The sequence below is a fragment of the Ruegeria sp. H7 genome, assembly GCF_056532945.1.
In genome coordinates this window covers 902,971-922,407 of the sequence record NZ_JBQFNZ010000001.1, presented here as the reverse complement: position 1 = coordinate 922,407, position 19,437 = coordinate 902,971, and the positions used below count along the sequence as shown (strand labels likewise).

At 61.6% G+C, this 19,437-nt stretch carries 16 protein-coding genes; 9 read left to right on the top strand and 7 right to left on the bottom strand.

Annotation, left to right across the window (positions count from 1 at the left end; all coding sequences use genetic code 11):
- Positions 1 to 5: 5 nt before the first annotated feature.
- From ACR0AC_RS04380 to xdhA, 4 genes are read right to left on the bottom strand one after another with little or no spacing between them, the layout of a single operon-like run.
- Entirely contained in the window at positions 6 to 1,523 is a 1,518-nt protein-coding gene (locus ACR0AC_RS04380) for an ABC transporter ATP-binding protein (protein ID WP_170452752.1), read from the bottom strand.
- Entirely contained in the window at positions 1,520 to 2,455 is a 936-nt protein-coding gene (gene xdhC / locus ACR0AC_RS04375) for a xanthine dehydrogenase accessory protein XdhC (protein WP_170452750.1), read from the bottom strand. Before xdhC ends, ACR0AC_RS04380 begins: the two co-directional genes overlap by 4 nt.
- A complete protein-coding gene (xdhB, locus tag ACR0AC_RS04370) occupies positions 2,455 to 4,857 on the bottom strand; it encodes a xanthine dehydrogenase molybdopterin binding subunit (protein WP_480872078.1) in 2,403 nt (800 codons plus the stop codon). The genes xdhC and xdhB overlap by 1 nt, the downstream gene beginning before the upstream one ends.
- On the bottom strand, positions 4,854 to 6,251 hold the full coding sequence (gene xdhA / locus ACR0AC_RS04365) for a xanthine dehydrogenase small subunit (protein WP_480872076.1): 1,398 nt from the start codon (positions 6,249 to 6,251) through the stop codon (positions 4,854 to 4,856). The genes xdhB and xdhA overlap by 4 nt, the downstream gene beginning before the upstream one ends.
- 344 nt (positions 6,252 to 6,595) lie before the next feature.
- On the opposite strand from xdhA, the gene dnaE reads away from it, so the two are divergent.
- The 3 genes from dnaE to ACR0AC_RS04350 all read left to right on the top strand — a co-directional run bounded on the left by dnaE (position 6,596) and on the right by ACR0AC_RS04350 (position 10,794).
- The gene (gene dnaE / locus ACR0AC_RS04360; protein WP_480872074.1) at positions 6,596 to 10,123 is read left to right on the top strand and encodes a DNA polymerase III subunit alpha; all 3,528 of its coding nucleotides are present in this window, start codon (positions 6,596 to 6,598) and stop codon (positions 10,121 to 10,123) included.
- Between the two features lie 84 nt (positions 10,124 to 10,207).
- Positions 10,208 to 10,420: a YMGG-like glycine zipper-containing protein gene (locus ACR0AC_RS04355; RefSeq protein ID WP_480582689.1), complete on the top strand. Its 213-nt coding sequence runs from the start codon at positions 10,208 to 10,210 to the stop codon at positions 10,418 to 10,420.
- A complete protein-coding gene (locus ACR0AC_RS04350; protein ID WP_480872072.1) occupies positions 10,417 to 10,794 on the top strand; it encodes a hypothetical protein in 378 nt (125 codons plus the stop codon). The genes ACR0AC_RS04355 and ACR0AC_RS04350 overlap by 4 nt, the downstream gene beginning before the upstream one ends.
- Before the next feature lie 4 nt (positions 10,795 to 10,798).
- Here ACR0AC_RS04350 and ACR0AC_RS04345 read toward each other — a convergent pair whose 3' ends face one another.
- Positions 10,799 to 10,993 carry a SlyX family protein gene (locus ACR0AC_RS04345; RefSeq protein WP_170452743.1) on the bottom strand — a complete coding sequence of 65 codons (195 nt, stop codon included), beginning with the start codon at positions 10,991 to 10,993 and terminating at the stop codon, positions 10,799 to 10,801.
- Positions 10,994 to 11,119: 126 nt separating this feature from the next.
- Between ACR0AC_RS04345 and hisS the strand changes: the two genes are divergently transcribed.
- From hisS to hisG, 3 genes are read left to right on the top strand one after another with little or no spacing between them, the layout of a single operon-like run.
- On the top strand, positions 11,120 to 12,607 hold the full coding sequence (gene hisS, locus ACR0AC_RS04340; RefSeq protein ID WP_480872070.1) for a histidine--tRNA ligase: 1,488 nt from the start codon (positions 11,120 to 11,122) through the stop codon (positions 12,605 to 12,607).
- Between the two features lie 3 nt (positions 12,608 to 12,610).
- A complete protein-coding gene (locus tag ACR0AC_RS04335) occupies positions 12,611 to 13,699 on the top strand; it encodes an ATP phosphoribosyltransferase regulatory subunit (RefSeq protein WP_480872068.1) in 1,089 nt (362 codons plus the stop codon).
- On the top strand, positions 13,696 to 14,385 hold the full coding sequence (gene hisG / locus ACR0AC_RS04330) for an ATP phosphoribosyltransferase (RefSeq protein ID WP_170452736.1): 690 nt from the start codon (positions 13,696 to 13,698) through the stop codon (positions 14,383 to 14,385). The genes ACR0AC_RS04335 and hisG overlap by 4 nt, the downstream gene beginning before the upstream one ends.
- On the opposite strand, the gene ACR0AC_RS04325 is transcribed toward hisG, so the two are convergent.
- Positions 14,386 to 14,817 (bottom strand): DUF1489 domain-containing protein, encoded by a 432-nt coding sequence (locus ACR0AC_RS04325; RefSeq protein WP_170631930.1) that lies wholly within the window; start codon positions 14,815 to 14,817, stop codon positions 14,386 to 14,388. It lies immediately after the preceding gene.
- A 129-nt stretch (positions 14,818 to 14,946) separates the two neighbouring features.
- On the opposite strand from ACR0AC_RS04325, the gene ACR0AC_RS04320 reads away from it, so the two are divergent.
- From ACR0AC_RS04320 to rpsD, 3 genes are all read left to right on the top strand, one after another.
- Positions 14,947 to 17,229 (top strand): adenosylcobalamin-dependent ribonucleoside-diphosphate reductase, encoded by a 2,283-nt coding sequence (locus ACR0AC_RS04320; protein ID WP_480707733.1) that lies wholly within the window; start codon positions 14,947 to 14,949, stop codon positions 17,227 to 17,229.
- A 186-nt stretch (positions 17,230 to 17,415) separates the two neighbouring features.
- Positions 17,416 to 17,880: a PLP-dependent aminotransferase family protein gene (locus tag ACR0AC_RS04315; protein WP_170622825.1), complete on the top strand. Its 465-nt coding sequence runs from the start codon at positions 17,416 to 17,418 to the stop codon at positions 17,878 to 17,880.
- Positions 17,881 to 18,191: 311 nt separating this feature from the next.
- Positions 18,192 to 18,812 (top strand): 30S ribosomal protein S4, encoded by a 621-nt coding sequence (gene rpsD / locus ACR0AC_RS04310; RefSeq protein WP_039537647.1) that lies wholly within the window; start codon positions 18,192 to 18,194, stop codon positions 18,810 to 18,812.
- A gap of 124 nt (positions 18,813 to 18,936) precedes the next feature.
- Here the strand turns inward: rpsD and ACR0AC_RS04305 are convergent, their stop codons facing one another.
- Entirely contained in the window at positions 18,937 to 19,398 is a 462-nt protein-coding gene (locus ACR0AC_RS04305; protein WP_170452727.1) for an Lrp/AsnC family transcriptional regulator, read from the bottom strand.
- Positions 19,399 to 19,437: the final 39 nt, after the last annotated feature.

Below are 19,437 nucleotides of genomic sequence, written 5' to 3'. Positions count from 1 at the left end.
ACAGATCACACATGCGCCACCTCCATGCCATGCGCGCCGCCCATCATCAGGCCGATCTCGTCCACGGTCAGACCCGTCGTCGGGCGTGGCGCGCTCAGTCGTCCTTCGTTCAAGGCGGCAAAGCTGTCCGAGATTTCCATCAACTCATCCAGATCCTGCGAGATACAGACAACCGCTGTCCCCTTGGCCGCCAAATCCAGAATCGCCTGACGGATCGAGGCCGCAGCCGCCGCGTCCACACCCCAGGTCGGCTGGTTCACCACCAGAACGTCCGGGTCCTGCAGCACTTCGCGTCCGATCACGAATTTCTGCAGATTGCCGCCTGACAGCGACCGCGCCGCATTTTCCGGCCCCGGCGTGCGCACGTCGAACGCCTTGATGATCTTCTCGGCGAAACCCTTGGTCTCTGCCCATTTCAGAAAACCGTTGCTCTCCAGCCCTTCGCGGACAGATCCGGTCAGCAGGGCATTCTCAGTCAGGCTCATGTCCGGTGCCGCCGCATGGCCCAGCCGTTCCTCGGGTGCTGTCAGCACGCCCAGCTTCCGGCGCGCGCTCGGTCCAAGTTTGCCAACCGGCTGTCCGTTGAACTTGATTGCATCAGCGGCTGTCGTGATTTCACCCGACAGAACCCCCAGCAATTCATCTTGTCCGTTCCCGGCAACGCCACCAATGCCCAGAACCTCACCCTTGCGGACGGTCATATGTACGTTCTTCAACGCCGTCCCGAATTCCGATGGCGACGGCACCGACAAGCCGCTGACATCCAGCGCAACCTCGCCGAACGCGCGACCGGACCGTTCCGGCGTCTGCAGGGTCGAGCCCACCATCATTTCGGCCATATCCCGCGCCGAGGTCTCGGACGGCACGCATTCACCCACATTTTTGCCCAGACGCAGGATCGTGGCGTGGTCACACAGCGTGCGGATTTCCTCCAGCTTGTGAGAGATATACAGGATCGAGGTGCCCTCGGACCGCAGCTTGTTCAGCGTCTCGAACAGGATTTCGACCTCCTGCGGGGTCAGCACGCTGGTCGGTTCGTCCATGATCAACAGCTTGGGATCTTGCAGCAGACACCGAATGATCTCGACCCGCTGGCGTTCACCCGCAGACAGATCACCGACTGTGCGGTACGGGTCCAGCGGCAGGCCATAGGTCTCGGACACTTGCCGAATACGCGAGGCCAGATCGCCCATCGGGGGCGGGTTCTCCATCCCCAAAGCGATGTTCTCGGCCACATTCAGCGCGTCAAACAGCGAGAAATGCTGGAACACCATCGCAATGCCGTCTGCCCGCGCCGCGCGGGGCTCAGGTGGGGCAAAGGGTTGGCCGCGCAGCAGCATTGTGCCGCTGTCAGGCTTCACCAGCCCGTAGATCATCTTGACCAGCGTGGATTTCCCCGCGCCGTTTTCGCCCAGCAGGGCGTGAACCTCGCCTTCGCCAATGTCAAAAGACACCTGATCATTGGCCACGACGCCGGGATAGGCTTTGGTCAGCCCTTGCAAGCTTAGAAGTGGAGTGGTCACGCGCTCAGGTCCTTCTTCAATTCGTTCCGCCGGGCCGGGCGCAGCAGCTGTGCCGCGACGCCAACGGCGATCATCTGCGGGTGTTTGCCCAGGCCGGGGTCCCCGATTGGACAGGTGATCCGGCTGATCCGCTCGGGCGAATGCCCAAGGGCCGCCAACCGCGACCGGAATCGCGCCCATTTCGTAGCCGAGCCAATCAGCCCAGCAAAGCGGAAATCGTGCAAAAGCAGCCGGTTGCACAGTTCCAAGTCCAGAGTGTGTGAATATGTCAGCACAAGGTGTTCGGCATCACGGGGCGCATGGCGCACCAGTTCCGCCGGTTTTGCCGCCGGGACGACGGTAACGCCGCGCGGCACGGTTTCGGGGAAGCGCTCTGGCCCGGTATCAACCCATGTGATCGCCAGATCGGGCAGGGGTGACAGGACATCAACCAACGCCCGGCCCACATGGCCAGCGCCCCATATCCAGAGATTGCGAGCCGGTTGGTGAACCGGTTCGATCATCCATCCGTCAATCAGTTGCGGGTCTGGCTCGATGCCCTGACCCCGCGCCCGCGCCAGCAGCCGTTTGACGGACAGGGGCATTTCGCCACCCGAAACCGGGCGAGCGATGAACTTGTCATCCAGAGTGTTGACCGCATCAAGGTCATAAACCTCGCTCAGCAGCGATACCGCCCCGCCGCAGCACTGGCCCATATCCGGGCCAAGCGCGTGTTGGCTCAGCCGTACCCGATCGGTCTGATGGCGCGCGGCTTGCGCCGCCTGATACTCCAACGTACCGCCGCCGATGGTGCCCGATTGCCCGCCCTCCCAGACCAGCATCGCGGCACCGACCTCGCGCGGGGACGACCCTTTAATCCCGGCTATGACCAACCGGACCACTTTTCCGTGGGTTTTGACCGCCTCCCTCAAAGCCTCCAGATCAAATCCCATCAGATGCCTCCCTTCATCCTTTGGACACCTCGCCAGACTTCCTCGGCCGTGGCGGGGGCATCCAATGCCGGGTATCCATCCCCGCAGGCCGTCACTGCATTCGACAGCGCCAGCCAGGCCGAGATGCCCAGCATGAAGGGCGGCTCTCCCACCGCTTTCGAGCGATAGATCGTATCCTCGCGGTTTTCACCGTCCCACAACGCGACGTTGAAGATGTCGGGCCGGTCGGAACAGGCGGGGATTTTATAGGTCGAGGGCGCATGGGTGCGCAGATTGCCCTTGTGGTCCCAGACCAGTTCCTCGGTCGTTAGCCAGCCCGCGCCTTGCACATAGCCACCTTCGACCTGTCCGATATCCAGCGCGGGGTTCAGCGAGGCCCCTGCGTCATGCAGAATATCCGTGCGCAGAATGCGGTTTTCGCCGGTCAGAGTATCTACGGCAACTTCGGTCACCGAGGCCCCATAGGCGAAGTAGAAGAACGGGCGACCCCGGCCCTTGATCCGATCCCATTCGATCTTGGGCGTCTTGTAGAAACCGGTCGCCGACAGGCTGACCCGGCCCTGATAGACCAGCGCAGCAGCCTCGGCGAAGGTATAGCGTTCCTCACCGACCGACACATGCCCGTCCGAGAAGGTCACGGTCGACGGATCGGCCTGATGCCGTTCGGCCAGATAGTCAGCCATCCGGTCGCGGATCGTGTCGCAGGCGGCCTTGACCGCCATGCCGTTCAGGTCACTGCCCGAGGATGCCGCCGTGGCCGAGGTATTGGGCACCTTGGCGGTATCGGTGGCGGTGATCTTCACCATCTCAAGCGGGATATCAAAGCGCGAGGCTGCGACCTGCGCCACCTTCTGGAACAGGCCCTGACCCATTTCCGTGCCGCCATGGTTCAGGTGGACCGAGCCGTCCTGATAGACATGCACCAGCGCCCCCGCCTGATTCAGGTGGGTCAGCGTGAAGGAGATACCGAACTTGACCGGAGAGAAGGCGATGCCCTTCTTGATAACAGCGTTTTCGGCGTTCCATTTCTCGATAGCGGCCTTGCGCGCGGTATAGTCGCTGGATTTCAGCAACGCCTCGGTCATGCCGTGCAGTTCGAAATCGCTGACCTCCATGCCGTAGGGGGTGGTGTTGCCGCCTGCGGGCAGGGGGCGCACTGGGGCGTTGCCGGTCTCAACCGCGCCGCGGCTGGTCAGGTCTTCGTGCGGGTCGGGGTGACCGAGCGGTTTTTCCGTGAGAACAGGGTCAGCAACAACATGCGCAGGCTCGTAGTAGTTCCGCCGCCGCAGTTCGACCGGGTCCAGTCCCAGTTCATGCGCGGCGTGATCCATCACGCGCTCGATCCCGACCATGCCCTGAGGACCTCCGAACCCGCGATAGGCGGTGGCGGATTGGGTGTTGGTTTTCAGCCGGTGGCTTTCGATGCGCGCGTTGGGCAGCAGATAGGCATTGTCCGAATGCAGCATGGCGCGGTCGGCGACAGGCAGGGACAGGTCCTGCGCCCAGCCACAGATCGCATATTGCAGGAACGAGACGCCCTGAATGTGACCATTGTCATCGAACCCGGCCTTGTAAGAAATCCGGAACGCGTGGCGCTTGCCGGTGATGGTCATGTCATCGTCGCGGTCATAGCGCATCTTGCAGGCTTTGCCGGTTGCCCGCGCCGCCACGGCGCAGGCAACGGCCAGAGCGTTGCCCTGACTTTCCTTGCCGCCGAAGCCTCCGCCCATCCGCCGGGTCTCAACGCGCACCGCGTGCATGGGAACGCCCAGGGCGTCCGCCACCTTGTGCTGAATCTCGGTCGGGTGCTGGGTCGAGCTGTGGACCAGCATGTCGCCGCCCTCGTTTGGTAGGGCCAGCGCGGCCTGCCCTTCGAGGTAGAAATGCTCCTGCCCGCCGATCTCGAACGTGCCTTCGATCACATGGGCCGCACCCGCGATGGCCGCGTCGGCGTCGCCTTTGGCGTAGATGCGCGGGCCGTCTTCGAACCGGCTGTCGGCGGCCAGAGCCTCTTCGACCGTCAGGATCGGGGCGTCTTCGGCATAGTCGATCTGCCCCAGACGCGCGGCTTTGCGGGCGGCCAGATGGCTGGTCGCAACCACAAGGAAAACCGGTTGGCCGATATAGTGAACGGTGCCGTCCGACAGTAGCGGCTCATCGTGGATCGAGGGCGAGACGTCGTTGGCAAAGGGCAGGTCGTCTGCGGTCAGGGCCGCGACGACTCCGTCGGCAGCTTTCACCGCAGACAGGTCCATCGCGGTGATCCTGCCCTTGGCAATCGGGCTGAGACCAAAGGCCAGATGCAGCGATCCTTTGGGGGTCGGGATGTCATCCACATAGCGCGCGGTGCCCGAGACATGCAGCGGGGCCGCGTCATGCGGCAGGGGTTTGGTCACGCTCATGCCGATACCTCCAGCACGTTTGTCACCTCGCCCTGATCTTCGAGGAAGTACCTTTCCAGCATCGCTTTGGCGGTTTCCAGTCGATAGGTGGCCGAGGCGCGCATGTCCGTGAGTGGTGTGAAATCGCCGGCAAAGGCGGGCAGCGCGGCCTGAATGGTGTCGCGCGTCCAAGGGTTGCCGATCAACGCGGCCTCGACATGGGTTGCCCGTTTCGGGATGGCCGCCATGCCCCCAAACGCGATGCGCGCCCGGGTGACGGTGCCGTCCGAGACGGTGATGTTGAAACAGCCGCAGACGGCCGAGATATCCTGATCGAATCGTTTGCTGAGCTTATACGCCTTCAGCCGGTCGGGTTGACGCGGAAAGCTGACGGCCTCGACGAACTCACCGGGGGTGCGGTCCTGTTTGCCATAGTCGATGAAGAACTGCTCCAGCGGCAGGGACCGGCGGGTGTCGCCCTTGCGCAGGTGCAGCGTGGCGTTCAGCGCGATCAGGGCAGGCGGGTTGTCCCCGATGGGCGAACCGTTGGCGATGTTGCCGCCCACGGTGGCCGCGTGGCGCACCTGCACGCTGGCGTAACGGCGGATCATTTCGGCGTAGGAAGGGTGCGGATCGGTCAGCGCCTCGCCCATGCGATTCATGTCGACCATGGCCCCAAAGCGGATTTCGTCATCGGTGATGGTGATCTGTTTCAGGTCGTCGCAGCGGCTGAGGAAAATCACCGGGTCCAGATCGCGCAACTGCTTGGTGACCCAGAGGCCGACATCGGTGGCCCCTGCAATCAGGGTGGCGTTTGGATGGTCGGCGTAAAGAGCCGCCAACTCGTCGGCGTCGTTGGGCAGGTAGGGGGGCTCTGCCCCCCGGCCTTCGGCCTCCCCCCGAGGTATTTGTGAACAAGAGAAGGATTGGTCGTCAGTGATCCATTCCGGGGTCGGTTGGGGTTCGGCGGCCTTGGCGGCGCGGATGATCGGGGCGTAGCCGGTGCAGCGGCAGAGGTTTCCGGCCAGTTGCGTGTCGTGGTCCTTAGCACCAGTGGCGTGGCTTGCGACCATCGACATCACGAAGCCCGGGGTGCAGAAGCCGCATTGCGAGCCATGCAGGTCGACCATGGCCTGTTGCACCGGGTGGGCTTCGCCGTTCGGACCGCTGGCCCCTTCGACGGTGCGGACCGCTTTGCCGTGTAACTGTGGCAGGAACAGAATGCAGGAATTGAGCGCCTTGTGGCCATCCGCATCCGTCACCATGACGGTGCAGGCGCCGCAGTCGCCTTCGTTGCAACCTTCCTTGGTGCCGGTCAGGCCGCGATCCTCGCGCAGCCAGTCCAGCAGGGTGGCTGTCGGATCGACATCCGCCAGTTCCACTGTCTCTCCGTTCAGAAGAAACGTGATCGTCATACGAGAAACCCGTCGCGTTACCCGGTTGCGCCCTTGGGTGCCCTCCTTCGATGCGACGTAGAAAGAGTGGCGGGCGGAGTGCTTGCCGTGTGATGTTAGAAACAGGGCAGGTTCTCTGGCAAGAAAAACTGCCTATGTGATGTACCATTACCCCCAAACGGCGCGAAGGTGCGGGTTTTCAGTAATATTCAGGCGATTGAAATTAAAGCGTTTTCTGCAGCGGCCTAGCCGCGGCCCCCGAAGCACCTTCTGAAAAAGCCGAATAATCAGCGCCGATTTTTTAGGCATCCCAAAGCGTCGGTTCCCGCTTTTGCAGCGCCTCTGGCTGGGATAGCGTAGGGGTCATGAGCAGTTCCCCACGATTCATTCACCTCCGCGTTCACACCGAATATTCCCTGCTGGAAGGCGCTGTGCGGCTGAAAAAGCTGCCCGCGCTTTGTGAGAAGGCCGAGATGCCCGCCGTTGCGGTGACCGACACCAATTCGATGTTCTCGGCACTGGAATTTTCCGTCACTGCCAGCGGGGCCGGGGTGCAGCCGATCATGGGGTGTCAGGTCGATCTGACCTATGTGCAGGCGCAGCCCGGTGAAAAGCCCAAAGCGCCCGCGCCGCTGGTGCTGCTGGCGCAGTCCGAGGTGGGGTATGAGAACCTGATGAAACTGAGTTCCTGCCTTTATGTGGACAAGGGCGGGCAGTTGCCGCAGGTCACGCTGGACGAGTTGGCGGAATGGTCGGACGGTCTGATCTGCCTGTCCGGCGGGCCGGACGGACCGGTGGGAATGCTGTTGCAGCAGGGGCAGCGCCCGGCGGCTGAGGCTCTGGTAGACCGGCTGGCGGGGATGTTCCCGGATCGGCTGTATATCGAGTTGCAGCGTCATCCCGGTGAAGGTGGCCAGCCCGAGGCCGAGCGTCTGACCGAGCGGGGCCATGTCGAGATGGCCTATGCCAAGAACCTGCCGCTGGTGGCCACCAATGACGTCTATTTCCCGACCTCGGATATGTATGAGGCGCATGATGCGCTGATCTGTATCTCGGAAGGGGCCTATGTCGACCAGCAGGAGGGCCGCCGTCGCCTGACCGCGCAGCATTATTTCAAGTCACAGCAGGAGATGGTGACGCTGTTCGCTGATCTGCCCGAGGCGATAGAAAACACGGTTGAGATCGCGCGGCGTTGCGCTTTCATGGCATATCGCCGCGATCCCATCCTGCCGAAATTTGCCGATGACGAAGTTGCGGAACTGCGCCGCATCGCCAACGAAGGCTTGCAGAAACGTCTGGCGGTGATCCCCCATGCGGTGAGCGCGGAGGAATATCAGGAGCGGCTGGATTTCGAGCTTGGCATCATCGAAGGCATGGGCTTTCCCGGTTACTTCCTGATCGTTGCGGATTTTATCCAATGGGCCAAGGATCACGACATTCCGGTGGGGCCGGGGCGGGGCTCGGGCGCGGGGTCGCTTGTGGCCTATGCGCTGACGATCACCGACCTTGACCCGCTGCGCTATTCGCTGCTGTTTGAACGGTTTTTGAACCCCGAGCGGGTGTCGATGCCCGACTTCGACATCGACTTTTGCATGGACCGCCGCGAAGAGGTGATCCGTTACGTGCAGCAGAAATACGGGCGCGACAAGGTGGGGCAGATCATCACCTTTGGTGCTTTGCTGTCCAAGGCCGCCGTGCGCGATATCGGGCGAGTGCTGCAGATGCCCTATGGGCAGGTGGATCGTCTGTCCAAGATGATTCCGGTTGAGGGGGTGAAACCCGTTTCCATCGAAAAGGCACTGAAAGACGAACCGCGCCTGCGGGAAGAGGCACGCAACGAAGAGGTTGTGGACCGCCTCCTGAACTATGGCCAGCAGGTCGAAGGGTTGCTGCGAAATGCCTCGACCCACGCCGCCGGGGTGGTGATCGGTGACCGGCCACTGGATGCGCTGGTGCCGCTCTATCAGGACCCGCGATCCGACATGCCCGCGACCCAGTTCAACATGAAATGGGTGGAACAGGCCGGGTTGGTAAAGTTCGACTTTCTGGGTCTGAAAACGCTGACCGTGATCCAGAACGCGATGGACCTGATCTTCAAATCCGGGCGGCCCTTGCACGTGGCGGCGGACGGTACTCAACTCTATGAACCCGCCGACGGGGCCGAGAACCAGATCAACGCCATCCCTCTGGATGATGAGGCGACATACAAGCTTTATTCAGCGGCCAAGACGGTGGCGGTGTTCCAGGTGGAATCCACCGGGATGATGGATGCGCTCAAGCGTATGAAACCCACCTGTATCGAGGATATCGTGGCCCTCGTGGCGCTGTATCGTCCCGGCCCTATGGAGAACATCCCGACCTATTGCGAGGTCAAGAACGGGCTGCGCAAGATCGAATCCGTTCACCCTCTGATCGACCATATCCTTGAGGAAACGCAGGGCATCATCGTCTATCAGGAACAGGTGATGCAGATCGCGCAGGTGATGGCCGGGTACAGCCTTGGCGGTGCCGACCTGCTGCGCCGCGCGATGGGTAAAAAGATCAAAGAGGCGATGGATGCCGAGCGGCCCAAGTTCGAAAAGGGCGCGGGCGAGAATGGGGTGGATGCCAAGAAAGCGTCCGAGGTTTTCGACCTGCTCGAGAAATTCGCCAACTACGGTTTCAACAAATCCCACGCTGCGGCCTATGCGGTGGTCAGCTATCAGACCGGCTGGCTGAAGGCGAACCATCCGGTCGAGTTCATGGCTGGCGTCATGAACTGCGATATCCATCTGACCGACAAGCTGGCTGTTTATTTCGAAGAGGTCCGCAAGGGGCTGGAACTGCCCTATGTGCCGCCTTGCGTGAACCGCTCACTTGCGACGTTCGATGTGGTCGAAGGGCATCTGGTCTATGCGCTGGGCGCGTTGAAAAACGTGGGCGTCGAGGCGATGAATCTGGTGGTCGAGGGGCGTCGCGCCGCAGGCGCGCAGGACGAAAATGCCGACAAACCGTTTGTCAACCTGTTCGACTTTGCCCGCCGTGTTGACCTGAAAAAGGTCGGCAAGCGCCCGCTGGAAATGATGGCGCGGGCCGGGGCCTTTGATCAGCTCGACAAGAACCGCCGCCGGGTGTTCGAAAGCCTTGATCCGCTGGTGCAGTATTCGGCGGCGATCCATGAACAGAAGAACTCGAACCAGGTGTCGCTGTTTGGTGAGGCAGGGGACGACCTGCCCGAACCCCGCCTGTCGCCCACGCCCGATTGGCTGCCTGCGGAACGGCTAAGCGAAGAGTTCAAGGCCATTGGCTTTTACCTGTCTGGCCACCCGCTGGACGACTACATGCCCGCGCTGAAGCGCAAGCAGGTGCTGACGCTGGATGAGGTGACAGAAAAGGCGCGCTTTGGTCCGTTGATCGCCAAAATGGCCGGTGTCGTGGCCGGGCGGCAGGAACGGAAATCCGCGCGCGGCAACCGGTTTGCCTTTGCTCAGCTCTCGGACCCGACGGGGGCTTATGAGGTCACGCTGTTCTCGGACACGTTGGAGAAATGCCGCGAGTTTCTGGAAACCGGAGCGCAGGTGGTGCTGACGGCTGAGGCAACCATGGAGGCCGATCAACTGAAACTGCTGGGCCGCTCGGTTGGTCCAGCGGATTCGGTTGTTGCCGAGGCCGGGTCAACCGGTCTGCGTATTTTTGTGGAGCAACCGCAGGTCCTGTCCACCGTCGCCACGGTGCTGGCGGACGCGGCGAGCGTCGCCAAGGGGGCATCCAGGGGGCCGATACAGGTGTGCTTGATGGATCCGACCCTGCCCGGCGACGTTGAGATGGACCTGGGGCAGGAGTTTCCGATCAACCCGCAGATCAAGGGTGCGATCAAATCGCTGGATGGCGTTCTGTCGGTCGAAGAGGTCTGACCCTCGGATTTGTTGCCACAGCCTTTTTGCCTAGCTAAGCTGAACCCATACTCTCATTGACCTGTGAAACAGGAGGGCATTGGTTTGGCACTTTCAGGAATTGGGTCCAAGGCGCTGATGTTGGCCGGGGCGATCTCGCTTTCGGTGGCGACTGCGGGTTTTGCGGATGACAAAAAGAAGAAAAAGACAATCGAAGGCGCATTGATCGGTGCGGGTGTCGGCGCTTTGATCGGCGACGGCAAGGGCGCGGCAATCGGCGGTGTGGCCGGGGCGATTATCGGACATAACTGGAAATGAACGCGATGCGTATGACCCTGTCCAAAATCGCTGCTGCCGGGCTTTGCCTGTCACTGCCGGGTGGCGCGTTCGCTGACGACGCAGCAGAGCAGATGGTGCAGGATGCATTGCCCGTGATGCATTATACCTGCGCCTCGATCGCCGAAGAGGCGGATGGCGACGAAGCCTTTGTTGTGGCGGTTGTCGGAAAGATGACGGCCCTGTCGCTTTATAATCGTCAGATCAATATCGAAGATCACGCGACCACCGACGCGGAAAAAGCCCAACTGCGCGAAGCCTTCATCGCGGCGCTGTCCGAGGGCTGCGCGGCGGACAAGAATGCCCTTCTGGGTGGTGTGGTCGATAACGCGGTGAAATCCACGCTGGGGTTGTGATCCCTCAGTAATGCGGCGGGCGTTCGTCGCCATAGACGATGCCGCCTGATCCTTCCTGCGCCCGTTCGGCCTCGCGTTGATACAGCATCGCGACTCGGCGGGTCAGGCGGTCGATTTCGTCCTGTTGCGCGGTGACGATCGTGTTCAGTTCTTCCACCGTGCGGGTCAGATGGGCGATCTGTTCTTCCAAATGCTGCATTGCGGGCTCCTTCCGCGACGGTCATAGCGGGCCTTTGGGGCCAAGGCCAGCCAAAGCGCGCCTTGCCCCGATGCGGGCCATGGGATAGACCGCGCGCGGAACACTAAACGCCCAAGGACGCCCCACATGGCCAAGCCCAAGAAACAGCCCCGCCCCAAGGCCATCACGCCGAAAGGGTTCCGCGACTATTTCGGCCAGGAAGTCACGCAGCGCACCGAGATGCTGCGGGCTATTGCGGATGTCTACCATCGGTACGGGTTCGATGCTTTGGAAAGCAGTGCGGTCGAGACCGTCGAGGCGCTGGGCAAGTTTCTGCCCGATGTGGACCGCCCGAACGAAGGCGTCTTTGCGTGGCAGGAAGTGGACGAAAGCGATAAAGGCGACTGGATGGCGCTGCGCTATGACCTGACCGCGCCTTTGGCCCGTGTCTATGCGCAGCACCGCAACGATCTGCCGACGCCCTATCGCCGCTATGCGATGGGTCCGGTCTGGCGGAATGAGAAGCCGGGGCCGGGACGCTATCGTCAGTTTTATCAATGTGATGCGGATACGGTGGGGACGGCCTCGATGGCCGCGGATGCCGAAATTTGCGCGATGCTGTCAGATACGCTGGAGACCGTCGGTATCCCGCGCGGCGACTATCTGGTGCGGGTGAATAACCGCAAGGTTCTGAATGGCGTGCTCGAGGCGATGGGTTTGGGCGAGGACGCCAGCGCCCGCGACGACGTCCTGCGCACCATCGACAAGTTCGATAAGGTGGGTGAGGCCGGGGTGCGTGAATTGCTGACCAAGGGTCGCTTGGATGCCTCGGGCGCGTTCATCGACGGTGTGGGTCTCAGCGACGATCAGGCCGAGCTGGTGATTGCCTTCCTGACGTCAAAGGCCGCTGATACCGCCGGAACTTTGGCCAACCTGCGCGCCGCCGTGGGTGACAGCAAGATCGGTGCAGACGGCATTGCCGAATTGGAACAGATTGGCGCGCTGCTGGATGCAGGCGGATACGGCGCGGACCGGATCGAGATTGACCCCTCGGTCGTGCGTGGCCTCGGCTACTACACCGGGCCGGTCTATGAGGCCGAGCTAACCTTTGAGATTTTCGATGAGAAAGGCCGCAAGCGGCAGTTCGGCTCGGTCTCGGGCGGTGGGCGTTACGACGATCTGGTCAAGCGCTTCACCGGGCAGGAGGTTCCCGCAACCGGCGTGTCCATCGGCGTTGATCGCCTGCTGGCCGCCCTGCGCGAAAAGGGCCGCATCGCCGCGCAGGCCACCGGCCCGGTGGTCGTCACCGTGATGGACCGTGACCGCATGGCCGACTATCAGGCGATGGTGGCCGAACTGCGCAATGCGGGCATCCGGGCCGAGGTTTATCTGGGCAACCCCAAGAACTTTGGCAATCAGCTGAAATATGCGGACAAGCGAAACTCTCCGATTGCGGTGATCGAAGGGGGCGATGAAAAGGCAAACGGGATCGTGCAGATCAAGGACCTGATCCTTGGTGCCAAGATTGCCGAAAGCGCCACGCTGGAGGAATGGAAAGAACGCCCCAGCCAGTTCGAAGTGCCGCGCGGCGATCTGGTCGCCAAGGTCCGCGAAATTCTGGACAGTCAGGACTGAGCCATGCCCAACCGTTCCCAGATACAGGCCCGCGCCGCGATGATGCGGGTGCGGTTCGAGGCCGCCGGGGCGCAAGTGGTGGACACGCCCCTGCTGCAACCGGCGGACACGCTGCTGGACCTCTATGGCGAAGACATCCGCGCCCGTGCCTATGTGACCTCGGACGCGCTGCGCGGCGAACAGATGCTGCGCCCGGATTTCACGCTGCCCGTGGTGCAGATGCACATGAACGATGGGGCCGAGCCCGCGCGCTATACCTATTCCGGCGACGTATTCCGGCGGCAGGAACATGACCCTGACCGGTCCAACGAGTACATTCAGGTGGGGTATGAGGTCTTTGACCGCAATGATCCCTCCGGCGCGGATGCCGAGGTGTTCTCGCTGTTCGCGTTGCAATTGCGCGGGTTGCCCCTGCGTGCGGCAACCGGGGATATCGGTATTCTGACGGCCGCCGTGCAGGGCCTGCGTACGACCGACAGACGCAAGAATGCGCTGATGCGGCATCTGTGGCGCCCGCGCCGGTTCCGCACTCTGCTTGACCGGTTCGCCGGGCGTAAGTCTGGCCCCGAAGGGCGCGATACGCTGTTGGATGCTGCCGACCCTCTGGCCATCGACGTGCCCATGATCGGCAAACGCCGCGCATCCGAGATCGAGGCGCGGATCGCTGCGCTGCGCGAGGATCGTGACACGCCACCGATTTCCGACAATGAGCTGGTCGGGTTGGAAACGCTGCTGAACGTGCGTGAAACCATGCCCTTTGCGTTGGAGCAGCTGCGTGACGTGGCAGTTGACCTGCCGCAGATCACCCCGGCGCTGGACCGGCTCGAGGCGCGGGTGGCCTCGCTTCAGGCGCGTGGCGTCGATGTCGAACGGCTGGATTTCGAGGCCGCCTATGGCCGCACGTCGATGGAATATTATGACGGGTTTGTCTTTGGCTTCTACGCCGAGGGCCGCCCCGACCTGCCACCGATTGCCACCGGCGGGCGCTACGACGCGCTGACGCGGCAATTGGGCAATGGCGCGGAAATCCCCGCCGTGGGCGGCGTGCTGCGCCCGGACCTGATGCTTGAGGTTGAGGAGGACGCGCAATGAGCCTGAAACTGGGCGTGCCCTCGAAGGGCCGGTTGATGGACAAGACCTTTTCGTGGTTCGAAAAGCGCGGCATCACCCTGTCGCGCAGCGGCTCGGACCGGGAATATGCCGGCAAGGTCGAAGGCATCGACGGCGTTTCCCTGATCCTGCTATCCGCCGGTGAAATCCCGCGTGAACTGGCGGCGGGGCGGATCCATTTGGGCGTCACCGGCATCGATCTGGTGCAGGAAAAACTGCCACGTTGGGAACAGCAGGTCGAAGAAGTCTCGCGGCTTGGGTTCGGCAAGGCCGACCTGATCATCGCCACGCCCGCCTGCTGGGTCGATGTGGACACGCTGGACGATCTGGATGCGGCAGCGGCGGCCTTCCGCAAGGCCCACGGCCACCGGCTGCGGATTGCCACCAAGTACCACCGTCTGGTGCGCGAGTTCCTGACTGATGCCGGCGTGGCCGATTATACGCTTGTCGACAGTCAGGGCGCGACCGAGGGCACGGTGATGAATGAAACCGCCGAGGCGATTGCGGACATTACTTCCAGCGGCGAAACCCTGCGGGCCAATCACCTGAAAATCCTGACGGACGGGCTTGTGTTGCAGTCACAGGCGACCCTGTGGCGCAGCCGGGTGGCGAAATATGGCGTGGCTGAGAAAGCGGTTCTGACCGAATTGCTGGACCGGCTGGGCTGATTACAGCACCCCGATTTCCGCCAGCGCGCGGTTCAGATCGTCGGGCAGGGCGTCGTCCTGTTCGCGGGTTTTCGGCAGGTCGGCAGGGGTGTCCTCGGGCTTAAGGTAACGCCAGCCTTGAAACGGGCGTTTCAGGGCGGTCTGGGTGCGATGCACCTCGGGGTCCAGCACGATGGCGCAGCGGCGGATGCCGTCGTCGCCGCGGACCTCGTCCAGACGCAGGATTCGCTGACGGCACTGGATGACGCCCTTGATCACCCAATAGATTGACCCGCCATTCAGAATCTCGGCCTCGCGCTTGGGCCACATGCGGGTGACATGGCGCGGGCAGCCGTCCTCATACAGAGGCTTGCGACTGTCCTGCCACGCTTGCAGTGTCTCGACGCTTTCCGAGCCGACCGAGAGTTTTATGAGGTTTACGTAGTTATCCACAGCTTTCCCACAGAGTCGTCCCGAGGCCCATCTTTATATTGTAGCTCGCTGGCCGGTGTCATCAAGGTGTTGTGGCAGGTGTGTGTATTAGGGTAGTCTGGATACCTCTTTCAGAACAGGGAATCACCAATGAGCCGCTTCGCCGCCCCCATCGCCGAGCAGATCTGGGACATGAAATACCGTTTCAAACAGGCGGATGGCACGCCCATCGACCAGACGGTCGAGGACAGCTGGCGGCGCATCGCCCGCGACCTGGCGCGGGTTGAGGCTGACTCGGCGCATTGGGAGGATAAGTTCTTTGCGGCGCTGGAGGATTTCAAATACCTGCCCGCCGGGCGCATTACCGCAGGCGCAGGCACAGCGCGTCAGGTGACATTGTTCAACTGTTTCGTCATGGGCACCGTACCGGACAGCATGGGCGGTATTTTCGACATGCTGAAAGAGGCGGCGCTGACGATGCAACAGGGCGGGGGCATCGGCTACGATTTCTCAACCATCCGCCCGCGTGGCGCGGATGTGCATGGGGTGGCGGCGGATGCCTCTGGCCCGCTGTCATTCATGGATGTGTGGGACGCGATGTGCCGGACGATCATGTCCGCAGGCTCGCGTCGCGGGGCGATGATGGCGACCATGCGCTGCGATCACCCGGATATCGAACAGTTCATCACAGCCAAATCCGACCCGGCCCGCCTGCGCATGTTCAACATGTCCGTGCTGGTGACCGATGCCTTCATGGAGGCCGTCAAGGCCGACGGCCCGTGGGAGCTGGTGTTCGGCGACAAAGTCTATCACACCGTTCAGGCCCGCGATCTGTGGAACAAGATCATGCAGGCGACCTATGACTATGCCGAGCCGGGTGTGATTTTCATCGACCGGATCAACAAGGCCAACAACCTCAGCTATGTTGAAACCATCGCAGCGACGAACCCATGCGGAGAGCAACCTCTGCCGCCTTATGGCGCCTGCCTGCTGGGTTCGATCAACCTGGCACGTCTGGTGGCCGAGCCGTTCGAAGATGCCGCGCATCTGGACGAGGCCGCGATGCAGGAGCTGGTCGCCACTGCCGTTCGGATGATGGACAACGTGGTGGATGCCTCGAAATTCCCGCTGCCCGAACAGGCGGCCGAGGCACAGGCCAAGCGCCGGATCGGGCTGGGTGTGACCGGTCTGGCCGATGCGCTGCTAATGCTGGGCCTGCGCTATGGGTCCGACGAGGCGGCGCGTCAGACCGAGCGCTGGTTGCACGCGATTGCCCGCGCCGCATATCTGGCGTCGGTGGACTTGGCAAAGGAGAAAGGGGCGTTCCCGCTGTTCGATGCCGAGAAATATCTGGCCAGCGGCACGATGCAGCAGATGGACGACGACGTGCGCGATGCGATCCGCGAACATGGTATCCGCAACGCTTTGCTGACCTCGATTGCGCCGACGGGGACCATATCGCTTTATGCCGGGAACGTATCTTCGGGGATCGAGCCGGTCTTTGCCTATGCCTATACGCGCAAAGTGTTGCAGAAGGACGGCTCGCGCACCGAAGAAGAGGTCGTGGATTACGCCGTGCAGATGTGGCGCGACAAGTTCGGCGACGCGGATCTGCCGGACTACTTCGTCAACGCGCAGACTTTGAGCCCGTCTGATCACGTCAAGATGCAGGCGGCAGCGCAGAAATGGATCGACAGTTCGATTTCGAAGACGATCAACTGCCCCGAAGACATCAGCTTTGACGCGTTCAAGGATGTCTATATGCAGGCCTGGGATCAGGGCTGTAAGGGTTGCACCACCTATCGCCCCAACGACGTGACGGGCTCGGTCCTGACGGTATCGGAAAGCGACGACAAGGCTCCGGGCGAAAGCGCTGATGCGCCGCATGAGGTCGATGGTGGCGAGGTCGTGTATATGTCCGAACCGCTGGATCGCCCGCAAGCTCTTGAGGGGTCGACCTACAAGCTGAAATGGCCCGACAGCGAACACGCCATCTACCTGACGATCAACGATATCGTCATCGGAGGCCGCCGCCGCCCGTTCGAGGTGTTCATCAACTCGAAGAACATGGAGCATTACGCCTGGACGCTGGCCTTGACCCGAATGATCTCGGCCGTGTTCCGGCGTGGCGGAGACGTGTCCTTTGTGGTCGAGGAACTGAAGGCGGTGTTCGACCCGCGCGGCGGTGCCTGGGTCAAGGGCAAGTATATCCCCTCGATCCTGGCGGCGATCGGCGGTGTGATCGAACAGCACATGATCAGCATCGGCTTTCTGGAAGGCGAGGGGATGGGCCTGAAATCCGACCCGCAGGCGCAGGTGGTGAACATGGACGCCCCGCGGGGCAAAGCGTGCCCATCCTGTGGGCAGTTCGATATGGTCATGATCGAAGGCTGCATGACCTGTCGCAGCTGCGGCCACTCTAAGTGCGGGTAACTTATCTGTTATTTGACGTCTGACACCCGGTTGTAACAGTGAAGGGTAGCGGACTGATCGGTGCCCATTTGAATCAGTTTTGCAACAATCTTCGGATTGCTTGAATTCGGTCTCTTTTTCGCCGAATTCAGGGTTGATATGGACGTGTGAGTAAGTGGTGGGATGTTGAAAGGTTTGAGCGGGCAGATGAGACCAGGGCAAAGCGGTCGTATAGCCATATCGTGGAAACAGACAGAGCTTGACGAGCTTGAGGCGGCGCCTCTGGCTTTTTTGGTCGTTGGGGCTGCGTGGTCCTGGCGCGGGCAGGCTGTTCTGCTGAGCGATGGTGCCGAGCAGGCAGTTGAACGGGCGGGCAGTGTTGGCGCTGTATCCTCTCGGACCAGTGACCGATTTGCGATTGTTCGGGAAATCTCCGGTGAGGTTTTTGGCTCGGTCGTTCTGACCAATGGCGCGCAACGGTTCAGCGCGGATCTGGTTGTTCAGGACGGCGAGATTGACCCGACCTTTGTGTTCTCGGACGGATGCCCACCGCGCGATCAGTCATTCTGGATCTGCGACGTTTTGGATTTTGGCGGTCAGGCGTTTGTCGAGCCACCTCAGGACGCAACCGTCGTTACCTTTCCACTGCACGCTGTGACGCGGAAGACCTAAGCGCGGTAGCAATCCAGGCTTAGCGACCTGCGGCCATTCGAATTGCGCCCTTTTCCCGGGAATTTCTTGCCGAATAGCTTATTGACTCTGACTGATCTGCAGATATAAGCGCGGCTTCATTGGTGTTGGTGGCCCCCGCAAGGGGATGCCTGTCATGGGGGAAACCTCAAGAGGACAACGCCCTTTATAACCCGGCACCACGCCTGGTCTGAACTGGAACTGCCCGGTCCGAGCGGAGACGCTATTTCGGCCCGAGAAATGGGAACCGGTTTTCGGATCAAGCCGATATGCCTCAGTAAAGGAGATCAGCCGTGACCAAACGCACGTCTGCCAAGTACAAAATCGACCGCCGGATGGGCGAAAACATCTGGGGTCGTCCGAAATCCCCGGTCAACCGTCGTGAATACGGCCCCGGCCAGCACGGCCAGCGCCGCAAGGGCAAACTGTCGGACTTTGGTCTGCAGCTGCGCGCCAAGCAGAAGCTGAAAGGCTACTATGGCGACCTGACCGAGAAGCAGTTCCGCCGCATCTACGCCGAAGCCGAGCGTGTCAAAGGCGACACCGGTGAAAACCTGATCGGCCTGCTGGAGCGCCGTCTGGACGCTGTTGTCTACCGTGCCAAGTTCGTGCCGACCGTGTTTGCCGCGCGTCAGTTCGTGAACCACGGCCATGTCAAAGTGAACGGCAAGCGGGTCAACATCCCCAGCTACCGCGTCAAGGAAGGCGATGTGATCGAAGTGCGCGACAAATCCAAGCAACTGGCCGTTGTTCTGGAAGCGGCTGCTTTGGCCGAGCGCGATGTGCCTGACTACATCGACGCCGACCATTCGAAAATGACCGCGACCTTCGTGCGCGCGCCGGGGCTGGGTGATGTGCCCTATCCGGTTGTCATGGAACCGAACCTGGTTGTTGAATTCTACGCGAAGAACTGATCTTCGATGACATTCGAAATTCGAAGGGCCGCGCCATCTGGCGCGTTCTTTTTTGTTTGAAGGGGGCTCTGCCCCCGTCGCTGCGCGACTCCCCCGGGATATTTCTGGCCAGATGAAGGGCGGATCAGAGTGGCAGGGGGCGGGCTTCGGCAATGGCCTCCATGGCGAAATATGAGGTTACGCTGTCCAGCTCGACCTTCTCAATCAGGCGTTGGTAGACCTTGTCGTAGGATGCCATGTCCTGAGTGACGACTTTGAGCTGATAATCGTAGTCGCCGCCGATGCGGTGAAAATCCACCACTTCGGGGATGGTGAGCACATGGCGGCGAAAGGCTTGTAGCCAGTCCGCCGAATGGTGGCGCGTGCGCAGCATGACGAATACCACCAGGTCGAGCCCCAGTTTCTCGCGCGCGATCCGGGCGGTGGAACCCAGAAGAACACCGTCTTCGTTCAGCGCCTTCAGCCGCCGCCAGCAGGCGTTTTGCGAGAGGCCGACCTGATCTGCGAGTTCTCGCTGGGACAGGGTGGCGTCTTTTTGCAGCGCTTGCAGAATACGCATGTCAATTTGATCTAATTTTGCGGTCATATCTGATCATATGACACAAAGTTTGCGTTTTCCATGCAA

Excerpts from the sequence above, each read along its gene's own strand:
- xdhC (WP_170452750.1), bottom strand. The coding sequence starts at position 2,455 with ATGGGATTTGATCTGGAGGCTTTGAGGGAGGCGGTCAAAACCCACGGA.
- xdhB (WP_480872078.1), bottom strand. The coding sequence starts at position 4,857 with ATGAGCGTGACCAAACCCCTGCCGCATGACGCGGCCCCGCTGCATGTC.
- xdhA (WP_480872076.1), bottom strand. The coding sequence starts at position 6,251 with ATGACGATCACGTTTCTTCTGAACGGAGAGACAGTGGAACTGGCGGAT.
- dnaE (WP_480872074.1), top strand. The coding sequence starts at position 6,596 with ATGAGCAGTTCCCCACGATTCATTCACCTCCGCGTTCACACCGAATAT.
- ACR0AC_RS04350 (WP_480872072.1), top strand. The coding sequence starts at position 10,417 with ATGAACGCGATGCGTATGACCCTGTCCAAAATCGCTGCTGCCGGGCTT.
- ACR0AC_RS04345 (WP_170452743.1), bottom strand. The coding sequence starts at position 10,993 with ATGCAGCATTTGGAAGAACAGATCGCCCATCTGACCCGCACGGTGGAA.
- hisS (WP_480872070.1), top strand. The coding sequence starts at position 11,120 with ATGGCCAAGCCCAAGAAACAGCCCCGCCCCAAGGCCATCACGCCGAAA.
- ACR0AC_RS04335 (WP_480872068.1), top strand. The coding sequence starts at position 12,611 with ATGCCCAACCGTTCCCAGATACAGGCCCGCGCCGCGATGATGCGGGTG.
- hisG (WP_170452736.1), top strand. The coding sequence starts at position 13,696 with ATGAGCCTGAAACTGGGCGTGCCCTCGAAGGGCCGGTTGATGGACAAG.
- ACR0AC_RS04320 (WP_480707733.1), top strand. The coding sequence starts at position 14,947 with ATGAGCCGCTTCGCCGCCCCCATCGCCGAGCAGATCTGGGACATGAAA.
- ACR0AC_RS04315 (WP_170622825.1), top strand. The coding sequence starts at position 17,416 with ATGAGACCAGGGCAAAGCGGTCGTATAGCCATATCGTGGAAACAGACA.
- ACR0AC_RS04305 (WP_170452727.1), bottom strand. The coding sequence starts at position 19,398 with ATGACCGCAAAATTAGATCAAATTGACATGCGTATTCTGCAAGCGCTG.